This window comes from Breoghania sp. (assembly GCF_963674635.1).
In the GTDB taxonomy this organism is placed as follows: domain Bacteria; phylum Pseudomonadota; class Alphaproteobacteria; order Rhizobiales; family Stappiaceae; genus Breoghania.
On record NZ_OY771475.1, the window covers coordinates 2,479,142 to 2,500,590 of the forward strand.

The 21,449-nt window shown below is 61.4% G+C and carries 18 protein-coding genes and 1 riboswitch; of the genes, 6 read left to right on the forward strand and 12 right to left on the reverse strand.

Annotation, left to right across the window (positions count from 1 at the left end; all coding sequences use genetic code 11):
* Positions 1–12: 12 nt before the first annotated feature.
* Positions 13–867 (reverse strand): hydroxyethylthiazole kinase, encoded by an 855-nt coding sequence (gene thiM, locus ABGM93_RS10765; RefSeq protein ID WP_321499291.1) that lies wholly within the window; start codon positions 865–867, stop codon positions 13–15.
* Between the two features lie 45 nt (positions 868–912).
* A riboswitch (TPP riboswitch) is annotated at positions 913–1,020 on the reverse strand.
* Positions 1,021–1,191: 171 nt separating this feature from the next.
* On the opposite strand from thiM, the gene ABGM93_RS10770 reads away from it, so the two are divergent.
* From ABGM93_RS10770 to ABGM93_RS10780, 3 genes are all read left to right on the forward strand, one after another.
* The gene (locus ABGM93_RS10770; RefSeq protein ID WP_321499293.1) at positions 1,192–1,650 is read left to right on the forward strand and encodes a DUF4186 domain-containing protein; all 459 of its coding nucleotides are present in this window, start codon (positions 1,192–1,194) and stop codon (positions 1,648–1,650) included.
* Positions 1,647–2,120, forward strand: a complete 474-nt coding sequence (gene ybaK, locus ABGM93_RS10775) for a Cys-tRNA(Pro) deacylase (protein ID WP_321499295.1) — start codon at positions 1,647–1,649, stop codon at positions 2,118–2,120. Before ABGM93_RS10770 ends, ybaK begins: the two co-directional genes overlap by 4 nt.
* Before the next feature lie 217 nt (positions 2,121–2,337).
* Positions 2,338–2,874 carry a hypothetical protein gene (locus ABGM93_RS10780; protein ID WP_321499297.1) on the forward strand — a complete coding sequence of 179 codons (537 nt, stop codon included), beginning with the start codon at positions 2,338–2,340 and terminating at the stop codon, positions 2,872–2,874.
* Between the two features lie 854 nt (positions 2,875–3,728).
* On the opposite strand, the gene glcF is transcribed toward ABGM93_RS10780, so the two are convergent.
* The 4 genes from glcF to ABGM93_RS10800 all read right to left on the reverse strand — a co-directional run bounded on the left by glcF (position 3,729) and on the right by ABGM93_RS10800 (position 8,347).
* Positions 3,729–5,090 (reverse strand): glycolate oxidase subunit GlcF, encoded by a 1,362-nt coding sequence (gene glcF / locus ABGM93_RS10785; protein WP_321499298.1) that lies wholly within the window; start codon positions 5,088–5,090, stop codon positions 3,729–3,731.
* Between the two features lie 75 nt (positions 5,091–5,165).
* Positions 5,166–5,531 carry a hypothetical protein gene (locus tag ABGM93_RS10790; RefSeq protein WP_319772804.1) on the reverse strand — a complete coding sequence of 122 codons (366 nt, stop codon included), beginning with the start codon at positions 5,529–5,531 and terminating at the stop codon, positions 5,166–5,168.
* A gap of 67 nt (positions 5,532–5,598) precedes the next feature.
* Positions 5,599–6,834: a glycolate oxidase subunit GlcE gene (gene glcE, locus ABGM93_RS10795; RefSeq protein WP_321499301.1), complete on the reverse strand. Its 1,236-nt coding sequence runs from the start codon at positions 6,832–6,834 to the stop codon at positions 5,599–5,601.
* A gap of 16 nt (positions 6,835–6,850) precedes the next feature.
* Positions 6,851–8,347 carry an FAD-linked oxidase C-terminal domain-containing protein gene (locus tag ABGM93_RS10800; RefSeq protein ID WP_319772802.1) on the reverse strand — a complete coding sequence of 499 codons (1,497 nt, stop codon included), beginning with the start codon at positions 8,345–8,347 and terminating at the stop codon, positions 6,851–6,853.
* Between the two features lie 350 nt (positions 8,348–8,697).
* Here ABGM93_RS10800 and ABGM93_RS10805 point away from each other — a divergent pair, with 350 nt between their 5' ends.
* On the forward strand, positions 8,698–9,642 hold the full coding sequence (locus ABGM93_RS10805; RefSeq protein ID WP_321499304.1) for a LysR family transcriptional regulator: 945 nt from the start codon (positions 8,698–8,700) through the stop codon (positions 9,640–9,642).
* 253 nt (positions 9,643–9,895) lie between these two features.
* Positions 9,896–10,294, forward strand: a complete 399-nt coding sequence (locus tag ABGM93_RS10810) for a cytochrome c family protein (RefSeq protein WP_321499306.1) — start codon at positions 9,896–9,898, stop codon at positions 10,292–10,294.
* A gap of 109 nt (positions 10,295–10,403) precedes the next feature.
* Here the strand turns inward: ABGM93_RS10810 and ABGM93_RS10815 are convergent, their stop codons facing one another.
* The 5 genes from ABGM93_RS10815 to ABGM93_RS10835 all read right to left on the reverse strand — a co-directional run bounded on the left by ABGM93_RS10815 (position 10,404) and on the right by ABGM93_RS10835 (position 16,978).
* Positions 10,404–12,374, reverse strand: a complete 1,971-nt coding sequence (locus ABGM93_RS10815; RefSeq protein ID WP_321499309.1) for an FUSC family protein — start codon at positions 12,372–12,374, stop codon at positions 10,404–10,406.
* Positions 12,364–12,837, reverse strand: a complete 474-nt coding sequence (locus ABGM93_RS10820; RefSeq protein WP_321499311.1) for a MarR family transcriptional regulator — start codon at positions 12,835–12,837, stop codon at positions 12,364–12,366. Before ABGM93_RS10820 ends, ABGM93_RS10815 begins: the two co-directional genes overlap by 11 nt.
* 282 nt (positions 12,838–13,119) lie before the next feature.
* Entirely contained in the window at positions 13,120–14,490 is a 1,371-nt protein-coding gene (locus ABGM93_RS10825; protein WP_321499313.1) for a cytochrome c, read from the reverse strand.
* A 13-nt stretch (positions 14,491–14,503) separates the two neighbouring features.
* Positions 14,504–16,273: a GMC family oxidoreductase gene (locus ABGM93_RS10830; RefSeq protein ID WP_321335517.1), complete on the reverse strand. Its 1,770-nt coding sequence runs from the start codon at positions 16,271–16,273 to the stop codon at positions 14,504–14,506.
* Positions 16,274–16,276: 3 nt separating this feature from the next.
* Positions 16,277–16,978, reverse strand: a complete 702-nt coding sequence (locus tag ABGM93_RS10835; RefSeq protein WP_321499315.1) for a gluconate 2-dehydrogenase subunit 3 family protein — start codon at positions 16,976–16,978, stop codon at positions 16,277–16,279.
* A 378-nt stretch (positions 16,979–17,356) separates the two neighbouring features.
* On the opposite strand from ABGM93_RS10835, the gene ABGM93_RS10840 reads away from it, so the two are divergent.
* Positions 17,357–18,667 carry a DUF3422 domain-containing protein gene (locus ABGM93_RS10840; protein WP_321499317.1) on the forward strand — a complete coding sequence of 437 codons (1,311 nt, stop codon included), beginning with the start codon at positions 17,357–17,359 and terminating at the stop codon, positions 18,665–18,667.
* 86 nt (positions 18,668–18,753) lie between these two features.
* Here the strand turns inward: ABGM93_RS10840 and ABGM93_RS10845 are convergent, their stop codons facing one another.
* A complete protein-coding gene (locus tag ABGM93_RS10845; RefSeq protein WP_319772793.1) occupies positions 18,754–20,112 on the reverse strand; it encodes a TRAP transporter large permease subunit in 1,359 nt (452 codons plus the stop codon).
* 3 nt (positions 20,113–20,115) lie between these two features.
* Complete coding sequence (locus ABGM93_RS10850) at positions 20,116–21,342, reverse strand: TRAP transporter small permease subunit (RefSeq protein ID WP_321499320.1); 1,227 nt, start codon at positions 21,340–21,342, stop codon at positions 20,116–20,118.
* Between the last annotated feature and the right edge of the window lie 107 nt (positions 21,343–21,449).

The following is a 21,449-nucleotide window of genomic DNA, read 5'->3' on the forward strand; positions in this document are numbered from 1 at the left end:
CTCCGTGAGCGATCAGAGTGCGCGGATGGCGGAATTGGCGCGCAGTTCCTCCCGGTCGAGGCGGTAGAGCGCGTTGCACAGGCGGGCGGGAATATCCCCCGGCCCACCAGCCCCGCGCGCGGCGATGCTGCCTGCGGAGGCATAAACGGCCATCGCGCCGACGGTCGCGCCAAATGCACTGGGCAAGGCCGCAAGGAATGCGCCGCACAGCGCGCTGAGCGCACAGCCGACGCCGGTGGAGGCCGTCATCAACACGTCGCCGCCCACGATTGCCGCCGTGCGGCTGGCGCTGACCACGTAATCGGTCTCGCCCGTCACCGCGACGATGCCGCCGGTCTCACGCGCAAGGCCGCGCGCGGATTCAATCGCCTCGTGCGAGCCCGCGGCGCTGTCCACGCCCTTGGGCGCAGCCCCGGCAGCGCCCGCAAGCGCCATGATTTCAGACGCATTGCCGCGAATGAGCGTGGGCTTCAAGGCCGTCAGACGACGGGCCACGTCGGTGCGATAAGGGGTTGCGCCGCAGCCCACCGGATCGAGCACCCAGGGCTTGCCCGCCTTCCCCGCTGCCGTGGCCGCGATTTCCATGCCCGCCACCCATGAGGGCGAGAGCGTTCCGATATTGACGACGAGCGCGGAGGCGATGGCGACGAAATCGGCCACTTCTTCTTCCGAGTGCACCATGGCGGGGGAGGCGCCTGCGGCCAGCAGCACGTTGGCGGAAATCGTCATCGCCACGTAATTGGTGATGTTCTGGACCAACGGGCCCTGACGGCGCACCTCTTCGAGCATGATGCTCGCGTCATCAAGGCTTGGCAGGACGGGTGCAAGGTCTGCGGCGCTGGAAAAATCGGGGGTCTTGTCGGTCACTGCATTCTCCTGGAACCAGACGGAGGATGCGCGGCAAAGGGCAAAATACGCCCGGCGCTCAATCCCTCCGCCGGCATGATCCGGATCAGGTTATACGGGTTGGCGGATGCCTCTCAGCCCGCCCAAGTCGGACAGGCACCCCGTTGAGTCGTTCCGGAGTTTAGGGCAAAGCCGCCGCAGGGCAAGGTTTGTGAGCCGAACAAAACCTCACGCAGCGTTTTCGCGCTTTTGGTATGGGGAAAGCGCGCGCCCCCGCGCCCCGCGCTGCCGCCAGCGCTGCCCAATCGACTGGACAGGGGCGCGGCGGCGCGCGAAAATTCTTCCATGACTCACCCCCACCGCGCCCCCGTTCTTCCCGGCGAACAAGCAGATCTCTTCCCGCAAGAGCCCGCCCGCGGAAGCGATCTTCAGGAAGGCGACACAGGCGCGCTGGACGCCCTGTTCGGACGGTTGTCGCGCTCGGCCTTTCGCGCGCGCTTCACGCTCGATGCGAAGGAGCGCGCCTATGCGCTCACCAAGGGCCGCGATGCGCTGCGCCGTCATGCGGGCGACTTCATCGCCAAGCGGCTTGCGCCTGCGCAACCCGCCAATGACGGCAAGCAGACGCCGATGCGCGGGCACCCGGTTTTCGTCGCCCAGCACGCCACGGCCACCTGTTGCCGGGGCTGCCTTGCCAAGTGGCACGGAATGGAACCGGGCCGCTCTTTAAGCGAAGCCGAACAGCTTTATGTGGTGGAGGTGGTAATGGCCTGGATTACGCGCGATCTGGAGACACAACGTTGAGCACCGGCACCCCCGCAACCCAGATGCTGAAAAAGGCGAAGATCGCCTTTCGCACGCATGAATATGACTTCGTCGCGGGCCAGCATCAGATTGGCCTTCACGCGGCAGAGGCCGTCGGCCTTCCGCCCGATCAGGTGTTCAAGACGCTGATGATCGAGGTGGATGGCAAGCCTGCCTGCGCGGTCATCCCCTCCGACCACAGCCTTTCCATGAAAAAGGTGGCCGCAGCACTTGGCGGAAAGTCGGCCTCGATGATGGACACGGCCAAGGCGGAAAAGCTGACGGGCTACCACAAGGGCGGCATCAGCCCCTTCGGCCAGCGCCGCAAATGCCCGACGGTGATGGACGCCAGCATCGAGGGTTTTGAGGAAGTCGTCATCAACGGCGGCAAGCGCGGGCTGATGGTGATCCTGGCCCCGGCTGATGCGGTATGCGTGATCGGCGCGACGACGGCGGGGGTTTGTGCGTGATAGGATGCATTCGAACTGTATCTGTGTCGAGGCGAATTTATTATTCTGAATTTCTATTATTATTGAAATTTTTACAACCACTTTTCTTTATCCACAATATAAATATATTACTATTTGTTCTGCAACAACAACGCAGATTATATATATTTGACAGTTTTATTTTATTCATGCCATATTTCTCAAATTAATAACTCACTAATTTACGGAGGATTTGGGTTTGGCATTATCCCTTGCTCTAGTTGAGGAATTGATCTCAGCGCGCCGCAATCTACATGGAGGCGATAGGGGGGCGCCAAGACGCCTCGAAGATGGCAATCACGAAGGCCGTGCATTGAATCGGGCATGTGTGGTGATGTTGACATCCGCAATGCAAGCATACGTGGGTGAAGTATTTGTTGCCTGCTCTGAGAAAGCCTTCGGTCGAGTTTTGACCCCTGATGAACGGAAGAATTACGATAGCACTTGGTCAAGATGGGGAAATCCAAGCGACAAAAACATTATAAACCTCTTTAGGAGACTAGGTATAAACGATGTTTTTGATGGGCTCTCTTGGCAGGGACAATCAACGCCAACGTTGAAGAAAAATCTAGATAAAATGAATCAAGTGAGAAATTGCATTGCTCACGGTAGTGTAATTGCTATCGATGGGGCCGCTTTTTCACTAACGCTGAGTTGGATTAATCGATGGAAAAAAGTGTCCGAAAGCTTCGGATCCCGTTTCGAAGGCCATGCGTTAGGTAAAATTATCGCATAGACCATACCGAGATAATTATCGTCACCACCACAAAGATCATATATTAGCTATGAAAGAAGAATACCACATCAGACAAAACTTATACGTCCGTTGTTCAATGTTCACTTCCGACGAACTTCGACGACAAAAGCGCCTTGGCCTGAATAAAATAGATAAAGACGTTCTTGATGGTTTGATTAAACAGAAGTCAACCCTCGAGTCTCAGCAAACCTCAACAGCTCGCACACTTATAATATTCCTCTTTTTGTCATTTGTCTCTTGGAAGGGAGGGAACTTTAAAATTCCAGGTACCGGAGCTACAATTGAGGATATTCCTGCATTTCTAGAAATTAGCCTTATAATTTCTTCCTTTAGTGTATTGTTTATTTCATATTTATTTCTCTCTATTCACCTATATAGCGCCATGATTTCCGCCACTGCGCAAACTGTGATGGCGGAGGATAAGCTTGATACTGACATTTTCGTCGCCTCAAGAGAACCAATGTGGCTATTCATAAAATACGCACGCAACTCTCCGGTAAACGGAAGATCCCCCGGATATGTGATATCAAAACTCGGCTCTGCGTATAACTACTTTCTGGTATCATCAGCTTCTATTGTCATATCTATTTCATGGTTCCTTTCTATATTTTGCATTCTGTATCTTTGCCATGTAGGCCTATCAGATTCTTTTGCTGGCTGGATCGTCTACGCATTTTGTATTTTACTAATATTTATATCCATTACAACAATGCTTGCAATGCATATAAGCTTTAAAACCAAACTAGATTTCGAGCACCTAGAACACATAGAATCAAACAATTTTGACTCTTAGGATTTCGGCACAATTAATTTCAGAGAATAGAACAAAGTGATTACCTCACCCCCTCCGGCACAGGCCCGCCCGTGGCCCAATCCAGCAGTTCCGCCGTGTGGATGACGGGCACGTCCGAGCCTGAGGCGAGTTGGGTCATGCAGCCGATGTTGCCGGTGGCGATGATGTCCGGGGAAACCTTCGCGATGTTCGCAAGCTTGCGCTCTTTCAGGCGGGTCGCCAGCTCCGGCTGGAGGATGTTGTAGGTGCCCGCGGAGCCGCAGCACATGTGGCCTTCGGGGACGTCATGCACCGAAAAGCCCGCGTTGGTGAGAAGCGTCTTCGGTTCCTGTTTGATCTTCTGGCCGTGCTGCATGGAACAGGCGGAGTGATAGGCCACCTTCAGGGATGCGGGCGAAACGCCTTCCTTCGCGGAAGCGGGCACCGGGGCGGGCAGGATTTCCGGGGCAAGGCCGGTCAGATATTCGGTCACATCCTTGGCCAGGGCCGCCACGGCCTTGGCCTTTTCTGCGTAAGCCTCATCCTCGCGCAGCAGGAAGCCGTAGTCCTTGATGGTCGTGCCGCAGCCGGACGCGGTGATGACGATGGCGTCCAGCCCCTCTCCTTGCAGTTCCGCCCACCAGGCATCCACATTGGCCCGCGCGGCATCCATCGCGTTGTGCTCGCGGCCCATGTGGTGGACCAGCGCGCCGCAGCAGCCCTCGCCCTTGGGCAGCACGACCTCGATGCCCGCCCGGTTCAGGAGGCGGATGGTGGCGTCGTTGATGTTCGCGCCCATAACCGATTGCGCGCAGCCGGAAAGAAGCGCCACGCGGCCACGGCGGACGGGCGCTTCCGCCTCCCCTGCCGGTTGCGGCGGCGGATAAGTGCCGGGGGCGACATGCAGCGCGCGCGCCGGGGCTTTGGCGGGCGCGAGTTCCAGAAGGGCTGAAAGCCTGCGCCCGTGCGGGCCGAAGCGTTTGAGGACCGGGGCCAGCGGCTTTGCCCAGAAGGCGGCCATGAGGCTTGCGCGAAAGCGCGCCGGATAGGGCAGGATCATCGCCAGAATGCGCCGGAGCCAACGGTCGGCCAGCGGGCGCTTTGCGGTCTGTTCGATATAGGTGCGCGCGTGATCGACCAGATGCATGTAGTTCACGCCGGAGGGGCAGGTCGTCATGCAGGAGAGGCAGGAGAGGCAACGGTCGATATGTTTGATGGTGCGGGGATCGGCGGGCCGGTCGTTTTCCAGCATGTCCTTGATCAGGTAGATGCGCCCGCGCGGGCTGTCGAGTTCGTCGCCCAGCATCTGGAAGGTCGGACAGGTCGCCGTGCAGAAGCCACAATGAACGCATTTGCGCAGGATCGCTTCGGATTCCGCCGTGGCTGCGTCTGCGAGTTGGGCAAGGGAGAAATTCGTCTGCATGGAAGTGTCCGGTCTTTTTTCAGCATTCCCGGCAGGGGCGGCATGGCAGCCGCCCTGCACGTTGAACGGGGACGGCTAGAACAGCCAGGTTTGGGGATCGGGGATCGGTTCGCCCCGGCTGATGGACTGAAGGCCCTTCACCGAGCGGATGATCAGCCACACCGCAACCACGATGAACAGCAGGAAGCCGATGCCGACAAAGGTCAGCAATGTGGAGACGGCGGTGTAGAGCAGGCCGATCCAGAAGGTGCGGATCTGAAAGGTGTAGTGGGTGTCGGCAAGTGCCCCGCCCTTGCCCCGGTTGATATAGGCGAAGACAAGCCCCACCAGCCCCGTCAGGCCGACGAAGAAGGCGACCAGATAAAGGATGTAGATGAGCTTGACGTTGTTTGCGCCCGGCTCGATGTAGCTGTCCGCGCCACCACTGCTCTGCATGCTCATTTGCAATATCTCCCGTCTTCGCAACTGAAATCATGAGCCCTTGCGGGCCCGCGCCGGTAAAATTCCGTCAGACCCCGGCTACCATGCGACCCGGGTTCAGGATGCCGGAGGGATCGAACTGCGCCTTGAGCCGCCGCGAAAGAGCGGAAAGCGCAGGGTCCTGCGGCTGGAAGACATCCACGCCCGCCCGTGTCGCCGCATCAGCGCGGATGAGCGTGGCGTGACCGCCGCCCGTCTCTGTCACCGCTGCGCGCACCTCCTCGGCATGCGCCTCGCCATCGGCAAAGCGCAGCCAGATCAGCCCGCCCGACCAGTCGTAATAGGCACTGAAATCGGCGGAGCGGCGCAGCGCGGCCACGAAACAGGCCCCGGAGGCGGGCGCGACCGAGACCCGCCACACCGGCGTCTCATCGCCCCAGAAGGGTTCCACATCGCGGATCGCCCGCCACAGGGCGCGTGAGGCGTCGCCGTCGATGCGCTGTACGGGGCCGGTCTCGCGGGCGAGTTTGGCGAGCTTTTCGAACCGATAGTCGACCGACGGCGCAAAGCCCTCAAGCCGCACCAGCGTTACGGGCGTCTGTCCGGTTACGCCGGCCTCGGAAATAGCGGGATCGGCGAAGCCTTTCGCAAGCCCCACGGGCAGATGCGCGGCGGAGGCCGCTTCCGCAGAGGTTCCCATCGCGCGGCAGAGCATGTCGATGGCGGCGTCATCGGCAAGCCCCTCGATGAGGACGCTCGTCTCCGTCGGTGGGGCGGGCAGCACTTTCAGGGACAGGGCGGTGGTGACGGCAAGCGTGCCCCATGAGCCTGCAAGACCGCGCGAAAGATCGTAGCCGGTGACGTTTTTCACCACCGTGCCGCCGGACTTGAAGACCTCGCCGCGCCCCGAGACCGCGTGAATGCCCAGCACATGATCGCGCGCCGCGCCATGCTTCAGCCGTTTGGGGCCGGAAAGGTTCGCCGCCAGCATGCCCCCCAGCGTCGCCTTGCCGGGCTCACCGCCTAACAGCGGGCCATAATCCATCGGCTCGAAGGCGAATTCCTGCCCGCTTTCGGCAAGCAGTTTCTCCACCTCGGCAAGCGGCGTTGCGGCCCTGGCGGTGATCACCAGCTCTTCCGGCTCGTAAGTCTCGACGCCGGAAAGACCCGAAACATCAAGCACCTGCGCCGCCTGCACGGGGCGGCCCAGCTTGCGCTTGGAGCCGCCGCCCAGGATTTCCAGCGGCTGGCTTTCGGCCGCCGCCCAGGCGACGACCTCACGCACCTCGTCTGCATCGGTGGGGTGGAAATGGCGGTCAGTCATCCAGAACCTCTGGCATCTAGAACCTTGGAATATCCGGGAATGGCAGCTGGCCACCATGAACATGCATGCGGCCAAGCTCGGCGCAGCGGTGGAGCTGGGGGAACACCTTGCCCGGATTGAGCAGCTGCTTGTCGTCGAAGGCGCATTTCACGCGCTGCTGATGCGCGAGATCGACCTCGTTGAACATCTCGCCCATGAGATCGCGCTTTTCCACGCCCACGCCGTGTTCGCCGGTCAGCACACCGCCCACCGCCACGCAGAGACGCAGGATATCCGCGCCGAATTCCTCCGCGCGCTCCAGTTCGCCCGGGTTGTTCGCATCATAGAGAATGAGAGGGTGCATGTTGCCGTCCCCCGCGTGGAAGACATTGGCGACGCGCAAGCCGTGCTTTTTCGAAAGCTCCTGCATGCGCTCCAGCACTTCCGGCAGTGCTTTGCGCGGAATGGTGCCATCCATGCAGAGATAGTCGGGCGAGATGCGCCCCACAGCGGGAAAGGCCGCCTTGCGCCCCGCCCAGAAGGTGGCGCGTTCCTCTTCCGAACGCGACACCCGAGACGAGGTGCAGCCATTGCGCCCGGCAATCGCGGCGACCTCTTCCAAAAGGTGATCGACTTCCGCCTCCGGGCCGTCCAGTTCCACAATCAGCAGCGCCTCGGCATCGAGCGGATAGTCGGCGTGGACGAAATCCTCCGCCGCGTGGATGGCGGGCTTGTCCATCATCTCCATGCCTGCCGGGATGATGCCCGCGCCGATGATGTCGGCAACGCATTGTCCAGCGCTTTGCGAGGAGGAAAAGCCCACCAGCACGGCGCGCGCGGTTTCCGGCTTTTGCAGGATGCGTACCGTCACCTCGGTGACGACGGCCAGAAGGCCCTCCGATCCGGTCATGATGCCGAGAAGGTCGTAAGCCTCGCTATCCAGATGCTTGCCGCCGAGCCGGATCACCTCGCCGGTGATCAGCACCATTTCGATCCCCAGCACGTTGTTGGTGGTGAGGCCGTATTTCAACGAGTGAACGCCGCCGGAATTTTCCGCGATGTTTCCGCCGATGGAACAGGCGATCTGGGAGGACGGATCCGGCGCGTAATAAAACCCCTCATGCTCCACTGCGCGGGTAATGCCCAGATTGGTGACGCCAGGCTGCGTGACGACGGCGCGGTTGGGGTAATCGATATCGAGGATGCGGTTGAACTTCATCATCGACAGCAGAACGCCGTCTTCCAGCGGCAGCGCGCCGCCGGACAGCGACGTGCCCGCCCCGCGCGGCACGACCTTGACGTCGTTGTCATGGCAATATTTCAAAACGGCGGAGACCTGCTCCACCGTGGAGGGCAGAACCACCACCATCGGCATCTGCCGATAGGCGGTCAGCGCGTCCGTTTCATAGGCGCGCATCTCCTCCTCGCGGGCGATCACGCCCTCCCCCGGCACGATCTTTCGCAACGCCGACACGATTTCCGCGCGGCGCGCAAGAACGGCCTTGTCGGCCTCGGGCATTACTAGCCCCGACATGGCATCCTCCCTGCCTCGTCGTCACCGGCTCGCATATGGCGCGAACCAGCCTCCCACTTTCCTCACACATACTATCTTTCGCTTGCCGCGTTGAGCGGATAATCCGCACTTTCATATATTCCCCAGCGTTGAAAGTGACCGCGCCGCCCCTGCCGCCCCGCAAACGAGCGTAAAGCGACAGCGTCTGCAGGCAAAAACCTCTCGGCAATGTCGTCGGTGAAACCGGTCGAAGGCGCGCGACAAGCGGAGAGCCTTGCGCTTATTCTTGCCGCCAAATTGAAAATGCCGGGCGGTGGCGTTGGTGAGGCGCTGTCGCGAACCGGCCTTCTTTCGGGAGCAGACGGAGCCGCATGAACGATTTCGCGGATATGGAGATCTTTGCAAGGGTGGTCACCGCAGGCAGCATGTCGGCTGCAGGGCGTGAGATGGGGCTTTCGCCCGCCGTCGTCTCAAAACGGCTGCGACGTCTTGAGGACCGGCTCGGCACCCGGCTACTTCAACGCACCACGCGCCAGATTGCGCTGACCGAGGCGGGCCAGGGCTATTTCGAACGCGTGACCGCCATCCTCACACAGGTGGAGGAGGCAGAATCCTTCGTGACCCGGCGTTCCGGCATCGCCAAGGGACGTCTCAAGGTTGCGGCTCCCACCTCGTTTGGCCGAAAGCACATTGCACCGCACCTGTTGCCGTTTCTCGACGCCAACCCGGACCTTTCCGTCGACCTGGAACTGTCGGACAACTTCGTCGATATCGTTGGAGAAGGCTACGACCTCGCCATCAGGATTGCCGAGCTTTCCGATTCAAGCCTTGTGGCGAAGCGGCTCGCGCGCATTCATCGCGTCTTGTGCGCCAGCCCGACCTATCTGGAGCGTCACGGAACGCCGCGCACGATTGCTGATCTCGCCGGACACACCTGCCTTGCCGCGGCCAATCAGGATCCGTGGCGGCTCGACGGGCCGGACGGACCTGTCATTGTTCGCGCACACGGGCGGCTTGCCACCAATTCCAACGAGGTTGTGCTGCAGGCGGTGCGCGCGGGTGTCGGCGTGGCGCTGCGCTCCACATGGGACGTGGGCGCGGATCTTCGCGAGGGAAGGCTCCAGGTGGTGCTTCCCGAATACCGCGCCTCGCGACATGTGGCTATCTACGCCGTCTATCCTTCGCGCCGCTTTCTGCCCGCCAAGGTCCGCGTCTTCATCGACTATCTGGCCGCGCTCTACGGGCCCGAGCCCTATTGGGACGAAGGACTGGACGAAACGCTCGCACAGGCTCCCGTTTCTTCCAACGCACCATGACTTGGGCTACGTCATATCACTGGCAACGTTCATTGGTACCATTGCCGGTTGGGGTCTGATCTGATTTAGTCGCTCGGTCAGGATGATACCCTGTGGAACTCGGTAACGCGATGCAGCGTTGTTCTGATCATGCGGCCAGGCAGATCCTGCCTTTCGAATACAATATATACATATGTTAATTCATATGTTTGTATGTATTCTGTTCGGCACATCAGCAATGCGACATGCCCGAAATGGAATGGGAGAATTCAATATGAAACGAATGATGGTCATCGCTGGCGCGGCGCTTCTGGCCACGGCCACGGCGGCGCTCGCTGACGGCGATCCGGCAAAGGGTGAGAAGGTCTTCCGCAAGTGCAAGGCCTGCCATGCCATTGGCGAGGGCGCCAAGAACCGCGTGGGCCCCGAGCTGAACGGCATCATCGGTCGCAAGATCGCTTCCGTGGAGAGCTTCAAGTACTCCAAGGGCATGGAAGAGTTCGCGACGACCCACGACGTGTGGTCTGAGGAACTGATGCACGAATATCTGCCCAAGCCGCGCGATCTCGTGAAAGGCACCAAGATGGCCTTTGCCGGGCTGAAGAAGGACGAGGATATTTCGGATCTCGTCGCCTATCTCGCCCAGTTCAACGAAGACGGCAGCATGAAATAGGCCGCAAGCCTTTACCCCCGCTTGCGCCGATCTGAACAAAAGGCCGGACTTTTTGGTCCGGCCTTTTTCTTGTTTCGCTTTCCGGTCCTACCAGCTGCCTGGCGATCAATCAGGAGGCCGCCATCGGCCCGGTCGTTACCCTGCCGTCAACCAGGACGCTCGCGACCGAACCGACCCTGTCAACGACATCCTGGACCGGTGCCGGTTCATCGCAGCCCCCCAGTGGTCGCATGAAGCGATAGAGCCTTTCCGCGGATGCCGGATCCTCGGCTTTCAGACGCCGTCCAACGCGAACGATGGCCGCAAGGGAGCGCGGAGAGCGACCGGCATCGCGCGCGAGGCGGGCGAGCGCGGTTTCAACCGCGCGCTTCGTGCCGCTCGATACTCCCGCCTTTCGGCGCAGGCTCCGCAACAGATAGATCGCATGCCCGAGTGCCAGAACGGCGAGACCTTCCGCCAGCGCGTCGTTGCGCACGGCCGTCGCCTTGCCAGACCAGCGGATCAGCTTCAAAAGCCTCGTGGAAAAGCGCGCCTGCCAGAGCGCGACGTTGCCTTCCACGGCCCGTGCGCCCGCCATCGCGCGCAGTTCCGCGCGCATCACCTTGCCAAGCCCTGCCATGCGCTTTCGCGCGTTCGTGGGATAGATCAGTCGATAGCCGCAAAAGGCGATAAGCGGACCGGAGATCACGGCGAGCGTCTGCTCAAAAGCGGGCAACAAGCTGACCGGATATGGATAGATGGGCTGTGAGATCAGCAGCAGCACCATGGCGTAGTCCATCGATATCGCGCCCGTTCGCCGGTGGCTCATCAGCGGCGCCACCACCAGCAACAAGGGCATGATCATCAGGACCGCTTCCAGCTGAGATCCGGCAAACGGCCACAAGACGAATTTCAAAAAGAGCGAAACGATGCCGGCAAGGATCTGCCACTGCATGAGCTGGCGCATCACCCAGGACGGATCGTCGAAGGTCGAAAAGACGGAGATCATGACCGCGCCGCCGAGCATGAGGTAAGGCCCTGCCTGCCATCCGGTCAACGCCCATGCAGAACCGACACACATGAGCAGAACCAGGGCGCGCAGAGCCGCCTGACGTGCGCCGCTCCAGTCCCAGTGCTCTTCAACGAGCACTTCCCGGCGGGTGATTTCCACTTCGCGCCCAACCGCGGCCGCCATCGTCTTCAACACCCCGGCAAGAAGCGGATCGTCCGTCAACTGCGCGGCGCGCGTGAAGTCGCTAGACTGGTCCACCGGCTCGGCCTCCCGATGCAATCGGTTGGAAAGCTCTTCCAGAACCGAGGCCACGCGCGGATTGCCGACCACCATTGAGGAAGTGCACACGATCAGGAGATCGGAAAGCGCGATCAGTCGGCGATGAAGAATATCGGCCCTCCTGCGGGCACGCAGGGACCCCGACCCATAGGCATTGAGGCCATCCTCGATGACGGCGGCGCGCGCGAGAAGGGCTGCCGGATCCGATGGCTCTCCGCGCAGACCGGCAGCTGCGGCAACCATTGCGTCAGCGCCCAGCCTGCGCAGCTGCCCCAGCGCCTCGCTCTCGCTTGTCGCAGGGGTCATGAGATAGCCGATGACGGTGGCGATGACGACGCCCAGCAATACCGTCAGAACCCGATCGAGCCCGAGCATCAACGGCGTATAGGTATGGGACTGGGCGAGCAGCACCACCATCGCCGCGCTGAACCCGGCCAGCAGCGTGCCATAAGAAAGATAGCCACGCACCAGATTGCCGATACCGACGCAAACGGCGATCCACAGGCTTAGACCGATGACGAGCGGCCATGGTTCGCCCACACTTGCGAAGAGAAGCGCCAGACCGACAAGGGCGCCGATGAACGTCCCAGTGAGTCGAAAGAAACCCTTTTCGAGGATTTGGCCGCGGGTCGGCTGAGAGGCGGCGAAGACCGTCATCGCCGCCCATTGCGGGTGTTCGAGACCAAGTGCCCAGGCCAAGACCAACGCAAGGCAGGCGGAAAGGGCCACGCGCGTGGCATAGCGGAGTTTCGGAATATCGAAGCCGAACGCGATCAGGCGGGCGCTCAAAGATGATGGATCACTTGCCATCGGCAATGCCCTCCCTGGTTTCCATGGCGGAGATACGATTGCCGAGACGCGAAAATGCCTCCAGAAGCTGCGAAAGATCCTCATCGGAAAAATCGGAAAGCAGTTCGAACTCCGCCGAGGACAGTTTCTCGCGGATGTCGGCGGTGGCCGCATGACCGGCTTCGGTCAGATGGATCAGGCGCAGACGACGGTCGCGCGGATCGACCCGTCGTTCGATAAGCCCGCGCTCGGAAAGCGTATCGAGAAGGCGGACAAGCGAGGACCCGTCAAGACCGATGCGTCTTGCAAGCTCCGTCTGGGGCACGCCGTCTCCGGCCCCGGCCAGATGGACAAGCGGCGTCCAGCTTGCATCTGAGAGCCCCAGTTCGGAAAGACGATTATCGATGACGCGCCGCCACTGGCGCGCCAGCACGACAAGCGCGAGCCCGAACCGGACGCGCGGTGAAATGGTTTGATCTGACATGATGTCCGCGTATTGCATAAACTTGGAATGCAAGCAATTTGCATTCCAACGAATGGCTTTTTTGTGTCCACGCCCGCATTTTCCCAAAGGGCACGGTGGATTTTAACTTTTAAAGTCAGCGTCTTGTTTCGCTCCACGCGAGAGCACGGCCGACAACGAAGGACAAAAAGCCCGACCGGGCGAATTGCCGAGCCGGGCTTTCTTTATGCCGCCTGCCGAAAAAAACGTCAGGCTGCCTCTCTCGCTGTGTCCGTTCCGGCGGACACCTGAAGGAGCTGCGCCCTAGTGGGACGCGGATGCCCCCGCCTTGCGCATCGCGGCCACGTCCGCCGCCGTCACGGGCGGCGCCTCGTTGCCCCAGGCAGACCGCACGAAGGTGGCAAGGGCTGCGATTTCCTCGTCCGACATGCGCCTGGCAAAGCCTGGCATGTGCAACCGCTCGGGCCGCTCTTCGGTCGATGGCATCTGCGCACCATAGAGGATCGTGTGCAGAAGCCCTCCGGTCTGGTCGGCAACCACCGTGGCATTGCCCTTCAGTTCGGGGAAGACCTCCGGCGCACCACGCCCGTCAACAAAGTGACAGGCCGCGCAATTGTCCAGGTAGAGGCGTTCGCCCTCGCTGAGATCGACGGCCTTTTTGAGCTTCACCGAGGTCGGATCGTTCGCGGCATCAAGACGAGCGACGGTGCCGCCTGCCTGATCGTCACGCGGGGTGAGCGGTTCGTCATTGGCGGGGCCTTCCGCCCCGATTGCGCGCAGATAGGCGACCATTGCGTTGGCGTCTTCTTCGCTCATGAACTGAAGCGAATGCTCCACCGCCAGCGCCATTTCGCCGCCAACAGCGGCATGGGCGTTGCGCCCTGTCGTGAGATAGGCCTTCAGCTCTTCCGCTGCCCAGGCCTGCGGAGCGGATTTCGGCCCGCGCAGGTCCGGCGCGGACCAACCGCCGATTTCTCCACCCGACAGGAAGCTTGTGTCGGTTTCATTCTTGCCTGCCTGCGCCATAAATACGTTGCGTGGCGTGTGACACGAGCCGCAATGACCCATCACCTGAACCAGATAGGCGCCGCGCGCCAGGTGATCGCTCTCGGCAATCGGCGCGCTCGCTGGCTTGAAGCCCGCATCGCCCAGCGCCATCCAGTTCCAAAGGCGAATGCCCCAACGCTGGTTGAAGGGGAAGGGAAGCGCCGTGTCCTGCACTTTGTTGGAGACCGGCTCCACCCCGTTCATGAAATAGGCATAGAGCGCACGGATATCGGTCTCGTTCATGTGCCGGTAGTTGGCATAGGGCATGGCCGGATAGAGATGGCGGCCCTTGTTATCCACGCCATCGATGAGGGCGGCGCGGAAGTCGTCGAGAGACCATGTGCCGATGCCGGTTTCCTTGTCCGGTGTGATGTTGGTCGTATAGATCGCGCCCATCGGGCTTTCGATGACGCGCCCACCCGCGAAGGGCTTTCCACCCGGTGCTGTGTGGCAGGCGGCGCAGTCGGCCATGAGCGCCGCATAGCGCCCCTGTCCTTCTGCTGGCTGCCAGTCAGCGGCCACGTCCTGCGACGGTGCGGTGCGCTGGACCGGCACGAAGATGATGGCGGCAAGAGCCGCAAGGCCGACGACCACGAGAACGGCGACAATTCTGAACAACGTTTTCATCGCTCAATTCCCCTCAAACCAATGGCCGCGGATTGGCAAGGTAATCCTTGCGGATTGCCGCCGCCGACCAGTAGGCGAGCCCGCCGAGCGCGCCGGTGGGGTTGTACTGCGTGTTCTGCGGATAGGCGGAAGCGCCCATGACGAACAGGTTGTGGCAATCCCAGCTCTGCAGATACTTGTTCAGAACCGAGGTCTTGCGGTCTGCGCCCATGATCGCGCCGCCCACATTGTGGGTGGACTGATAGGGCCGGACGTCATACTGCGCACCGTCCGACTTGAAGCCCGACGCCATCATGTCCGGGTTGAGGCTCTTGCCGATCTCCTCGATGCGCGCCTTCATGAACTGGGTCATGCGGATGTCGTTTTCCTTCCAGTTGAAGGTCATGCGCATGAGCGGACGGCCGAAGCGGTCGGTGTAGGTCGGGTCGAGGTCCAGATAGCAGTCCCGATAGGACATGTTGGAACCGTGCGAGCCGATGGCCATGGAATGGCCATACCATTCCGCCGTCGCTTCCTTCCAGGCCTTGCCCCATTTGGGCGTACCCGGGGGAAGCGGCATGGACTGGATCGGACGCCCATTGGTCTGACCGGCGGTGATGTAGCTTCCGCCGATGAAGCCTTCGGTCGCGAAATCAATCTGGCTGATCGAATAGTCGTCGATGGAAATGCCGTTCGAGCCCGTCCCGATGAAGGGATTGAAGGTCTTGTCCTTGAAGTAGAGCCGGGTGCCGCCGGTCATCTGGTAAGCGTAGTTCTTGCCCACCACGCCTTCGCCGGTCAGCGGGTCGTAGGGCTGGCCGATACCAGAAACCAGCAACAGGTGGACGTTGTGCAGCGAGTAGGCGCACACGATCACCAGATCGGCCGGCTGGAAGACCTCCTCATTGGCCTTCTCGTCGAAATAGGTCACGCCGGTCACGGTCTTGCCGTCGTCGGCCTTCTCGATCTTCAGCACTTCCGAATTGGTCTTGTACTGGAAGTTCGGCTTGCGCTTCAGCGCGTCCAGCACACAGACCTGCGGCGAGGACTTGGAGTAGTTCAGGCAGCCGAAGCGCTCGCAGAAACCACAGAAATTGCAGGGCCCCAACTGCATCCCATAGGGGTTCGTGTAAGCCTGCGAGGCATTGGCGGCAGGTCGGGGGAAAGGATGCAAGCCCTTGGCCTTGGCGGCCTGACGGAAGAGTTCCGCATCATAGGTATGCGGCAACGGCGGCATCGGATATTCCGAAGAACGCGGCGCTTCGAACGGGTTGCCCCCCTCGATGATCTCGCCGTTCAGGTTGCCCGCCTTGCCGGAAATCCCTGCGACCTTCTCGAAACGGTCGAAATAGGGTTCCAGCTCCTCGTAGGTGACGCCCCAATCCTGGATCGTCATGCCTTCGGGGATAACGTCGGCGCCAAAGGTTTCCTCCACATAGGAGCGCAGGCGGTATTCCACTTCCTGCGGACGCCAGTTCTGGCCGTTCCAGTGCGCCCCTGCCCCGCCAACGCCGTCACCGGGCAGGAAGGAGCCCAGATGGCGATAGGGCAGCGCCGTCTCATCGGTGGAGCGGCGCACTGTCAGCGTGGACTTGCGCGGCTTCTGCATCAGCTCGTAGCGAATGCCGTATTTCAGCTCATCGATGATATTGGGGTACTGGAAGTCCGGCACGGTGTCGCGATCGTCGCCGCGTTCCAGCGCCAGAACCTCAAGCCCCTCCTCCGCCATTTCCATGGAGAGGATCGCCCCGGTCCAGCCGAGACCAATGACGACGACGTCTTTTTTCGGATCTTGTCTCGCCATGGGTCAGGCCCTCTCGCCGGAAATGGAAACGGGGCCAAGCGGGTATTCCACGTTGTGGTTGTTGACCCACTCCAGATAGCTGCCGCGGGCACCGGGGAAGCCCACATGCACCCAGGCCTGCATCTGGTGGTTGCCGCCATACATCGGATCGGCGAAGTAGCCTTCCTTGGTGTTCTGGAGAAGAAGCGAGAAGAAATCGCGCATCTCGGCGGGGAGCCCGACATTGCCGTCCTGAAGCGCAGTCAGGGCCTTGTCCTGCGTGTCCGCATCCAGCGCCTCAAAGGCCCCGCCATGATTGGCGCGGCACCAGTCCTGAAAAAGCGGGATTGCCTGTCGATAGACCTCGGCAGGCGTAAGCGGGCTCTGGTAACCGAGCTTGGGGTCGGCGGACGCATCATGAGGCCCCGACATGTACCAGTCGGCAGCGGCACCGAAGGGGCCGGCAAGCTGAAGATCAATGAAAACCGGCACCCTTGTCTCGATCGCACCCGGCCCATCTCCCTCCGAAGGGATGAGGCGCGCGCAGGCCGCGAGGACAAAGGTCCATTCAGCAGCGTCGAAATAGGTGGGCTTGTAGTCTTCAAGCGCAGGCAGGTCCTGCGCCTTAGCGGTTTCCGTCCGGAAGGGAATGGTTGCGACAGCCGCACTTGCAGCCGTTGCCTTCAGAAAGCTTCGGCGGGACGGGATCCCGGGAAGATCTGCCATGGGGAGCCTCCTCTCTTTCGAAGATATGACGATTGGTTCGCGCCAAATCGGGACATATGGCAGTGCGCGATGCCGGAGAGGGGGTCGTAGCTCTGGGGCAGGTCGAGACACAATGCGCGACAATTTGACGCCGCTTGTCTAAAGCCCTACTCCCATACCCCCCTCCTTTCAAATCTATTTTTGCCCTGTGTATAACTCCATCCCCTTACTTCGCGTCGACAGTTACTTACCTAAGTATATTGTCATTTTTACTTATAACCATCGACTGCAAGTATTTATCGCAGCGTTCTCCGTGGGAAGCCCAACGCGGATGACAGATCGTCGCGAAGCGATCATTATCCGTCCCCTTCCGCACGACTTTCCGACAAGGGGCTGACGGTGGCCGAACGTATCGAAAACGCTGGTTTTGCACCCCACCCCCTGCGGCGGGCGCTTTTGGGCGAGTTGCACGCACGACCATTCCTGCCGGTACAGACACCGCGGGTCTTTCTCCATTACGCCTTCACCACCGATGAGGAAGCTGCGGCGGCGGATCGGGACTGGTTCGCCGATTTCTGCAAAGCCTATGGGGCTGCAGGCCCCAATGCGGACAGCCGTCACCATGTCCTGGCCTTCGGGGGTGGGGCGCTGCGCTGGGAGAGCCACGCGGAGTTCACCACCTACACCTGGGACGGGGTCGCGCAAAGCGAGGAGCACACGACCAAGGACGTCTCCCCGCCCTTTTCCTTTGACCCGGCAGGCTCCCCATTCGGGCGCGACTTCCGCGCACCGGGGCCGCTTGTCGTTGCAACACGCCTTGATCTGGTGGCGCAGGCGGGATGTCCGGCCCTCACCGACCTCTTCGACGCGACAAGCCTTGTGGCCTCCGAGATCATGGGGGGAAACCTGGTGGCTGCGACGGATTTCCGGGCCGATGGTCATGGCATGACGCGAACGCTCGTGATCGACAAGGGCGCGACGCCGCAAAGCGCGGGGGCTGCCTGCCAGCGGCTTCTGGAGATCGAGACCTACCGCATGCTGGCGCTTCTGGGCTTGCCGGAAGCCCAGCAACAGGCCCCGCTGATCCGGCGCATCGAGACCGGCCTGACGGAAATCGCCTCCGAAATCCGCCAAAGCTCCGGCCTTGCCGCCAACGAGGCCCTGCTACAGCGCCTCACGCAGCTTGCCGCCGACCTTGAGGCAAATGCGGCGGCCTCCGCCTACCGGTTCGGCGCGAGCCGGGCCTATGACGAGATCGTCAGCCAGCGGCTCGCGGCCCTGGGCGAACAGGCCGTTCCGGGACACTCCACCTGGGCGAGCTTCCTCGCCCGGCGACTGCGGCCCGCCATGCGCACGTGCGAAACGACGGAGGAGCGCCAGCATCATCTTTCGCGCAAGCTGGCGCGCGCGGCCACCTTGTTGCGCACACGCGTCGATGTCGAACTGGAAAGCCAGAACCGCAATCTGCTTGAAACCATGAACAAGCGCGCGCGCCAACAGCTTCGCCTGCAACAGACCGTCGAAGGCCTGTCGGTCGCGGCGATCTCCTATTACGTGGTCGGGCTTCTTGGCCATGTGATTGAAGGCGCGCACGAGGCGGGTCTTGAAATCCATGCGGGGCTTGTCACCGCGGCCACCGTGCCCTTCGTGGTCCTGGCCATCTGGTATCTGGTGCGCCGCATCCGTGCGCATCATTCGGCGGACGACTAGCCCGCGCTTGCAGCCGCGCCCCCTAAAGCAAGAAAGGCGAGGCTCCCCTCGCCTTTATCGTTGCGCGCATTTCTATCGGCGTCCGTCTAGCCGTAAACGAGGCGCGGCAGCCAGATGATGATTTCCGGATAGAGCATGCAGAGCACCAGTCCGATGATCTGGATCATCAGGAATGGGATCGCCGCCTTAAAGATCCGGGTCATCGGGATTTCCGGCGGGGCGACACCGCGCAGGTAGAAGAGCGCATAGCCGAAGGGTGGCGACAGGAAGCTCATCTGCATGTTCACCAGATAGAGCACGCCGAACCAGAGCACGAGATCGTCCGGGCTCTCCAGCCCGAAGGCCTGCGCGCCGAGTGCCTTGATGATCGGCACGAAGATCGGCACGCACAGAAGCAAAATGCCGACCCAATCGAGGAACATGCCGAGGAAGACGAGGATCACCTGCATCAGGATCAGGATGCCCCACGGCCCCAGCCCAAGCCCCTGCATCATGTCGGAGACGAATTGCTGCCCGCCCTCCAGAACATAGAGACCGACGAAGATGGTTGCGCCGAACATGATCCAGATGACCATGGCGGACGCCTTCAACGTTGTCAGGCAGGCGGCCTGAATGGTCGCCCAGTCAAGCTTGCGGTGAATGGCGGCGACGATGAACGCGCCGAAGGTGCCGATCCCGGCAGCTTCAACCGGGGTTGCGACACCTGAGAAGATCACGCCCAGCACCACCACGATCAGCGAGATGGGCGCGGACATGCGCGACAGGATACGGACCTTCTCCAGGAAGGAGATCCGTTCCTCCAGGGGGGCTGCTGGCCCGAGCGAGGGATTGAGGGTGCAGCGAGTGATCACATAAAGAACATAGAGCCCGGACAGCAGAAGCCCGGGAAAGACCGCGCCGATGAAGAGTTCACCGACCGACTGCTCCGCGACCACCGCGTAGATGATGGCGAGTATGGAGGGCGGGATCAGGATGCCGAGCGTGCCGCCCGCCATGATCGATCCCATGGCGATCTCCGGATTGTAGTTGCGCTTGAGCATGGCCGGCAGGGCGATGATGCCCATGGTGACGACCGCCGCGCCGATGACGCCGACCATTGCCGCCAGGATGGTGGAGGCGATGATGGTCGCAGCCGCCAGACCGCCGCGCACCCCGCCCAGCACCTTGTAGATGACGTCGAACATCTCGTTGATGATGCCCGCCCGTTCCAGCATCGCCGCCATGAAGATGAAGAGCGGGATCGCCGAAAGCTGGTAGTTGGTCATCAACGGGAAGATGCGGCTTGGCACGATATTGAGCACCTGCCAGCTGTCGCCCAGAATGAACAGGAAGACACAGGCGAGACCGCCGGTCACGAAGGCGAGCGGCAGGCCCGCCATCAGCAGCAGCAAAAGGCTGCCAAACATGATGAGTGTCAGCCACTCGATGGGTATTTCCAGCCCCATGTTTCAGATCCCCCCGGCCGGATTGGCAACCGCGCGCAGGTCCTGCGCCAGTTTCGAAATGCCTTGCAGAACAAGCAGCAACCCGCCCAGCACCATGGCCCACTTGAAGGGCCAGTAGGCGATGGCCCATTCGGTGAAGCTGATCTCACCCACCTGCGTCGCCTGGTAGGCGAAGATCCAGGAGGTCGCGAGAAGCGTGCCTGCAAAGATGAAAAAGAAGACCGAGGTCAGGAGATCGACGACCGCCTTTCCCCGCACCGACAGCGGAGCGTAGAAGACATCGACCCGCACATGGCTTTCGGTCAGCATCGCGTAGGCGCCGGCGATCAGGTACTGCATGCCGAACATCAGGAACATGCCTTCATGCGCCCAGTTGGTGGGCGAGTTGAAGACGTAGCGCGCGATGACCTCGTAGTAGTAGACGAAGACCGCAATCACCGCCCAGTAGGAGGCGAACTCGCCGCAATAGAGCGAGAGCCGGTCTATGGCCCCCGTCCAGCCGGTGGAGGCGTGGCGGAAGTCACCAATGATCTCCTCTTCCTCGTAGGCGTGAATGGCGGCTTCGGCCTCCGCCTCGCGTTCGTTGCGCACTCTTTCCTCCGCCCGCCGCTTCAGCCGCGGCAACAGGGCGGCATCGATCAGAAGAAGCGCCGCGATGCACAGGAAGGCGTAATAGGCGACGGATCCCCAATAGGCCCGCGCTTCTCCGGTTTCCCTCGCGAGCGGTTCATTGGCTTTCAGGTCCGTGTGGGCGCGATCGAGCCGGTCGCGCGAGCTTTGCAGCCGACGCTGCGAGCGCTTGACCTTAAGTTCCGCAGAACGTCGGGAAAGGGACCCTTCCTCCGCGGCCAGAACCGCGGCCTTGAGGTCCGCCAGCTCCTTTTCCGCCTCCGCGATACGCGGACCTTCGCGCGAAATCGTGTCCTGGGAGACGCGCACCATGTTCGCCGCGTCGGAATAGATGGCGCGGGCGTCACGCTGCTGCGCATTGGCGAAAAGGATGGCCAGAAAGATCGGCAGATAGACAAGCCCCAGCAGGCTCTTCAGATAGAACCTGTGAAGGCCCAGCATGCCGCCGGTCACAAGGATCATGTAGCCAAGCGGCAGGGAATAGCCGCGCATGCCGCCACGCTTGCGCGAGCGTCGCGCCAGCACCATGGCGGCAAGTGGAAAGAGAACCAGACCGGACCAGTAGATCCAGTGTGGCAGGACGAATGTAAGGCTCGGCATGAGCGTTACCTCAAATGGCGACGGGTGGACCGCTCGCATGGCTTCCAAGGAGGCGGCGCGAAGCGGGCTCGCGGCCCATCGGCAGGGCATGGCGGGATTGCCGCACC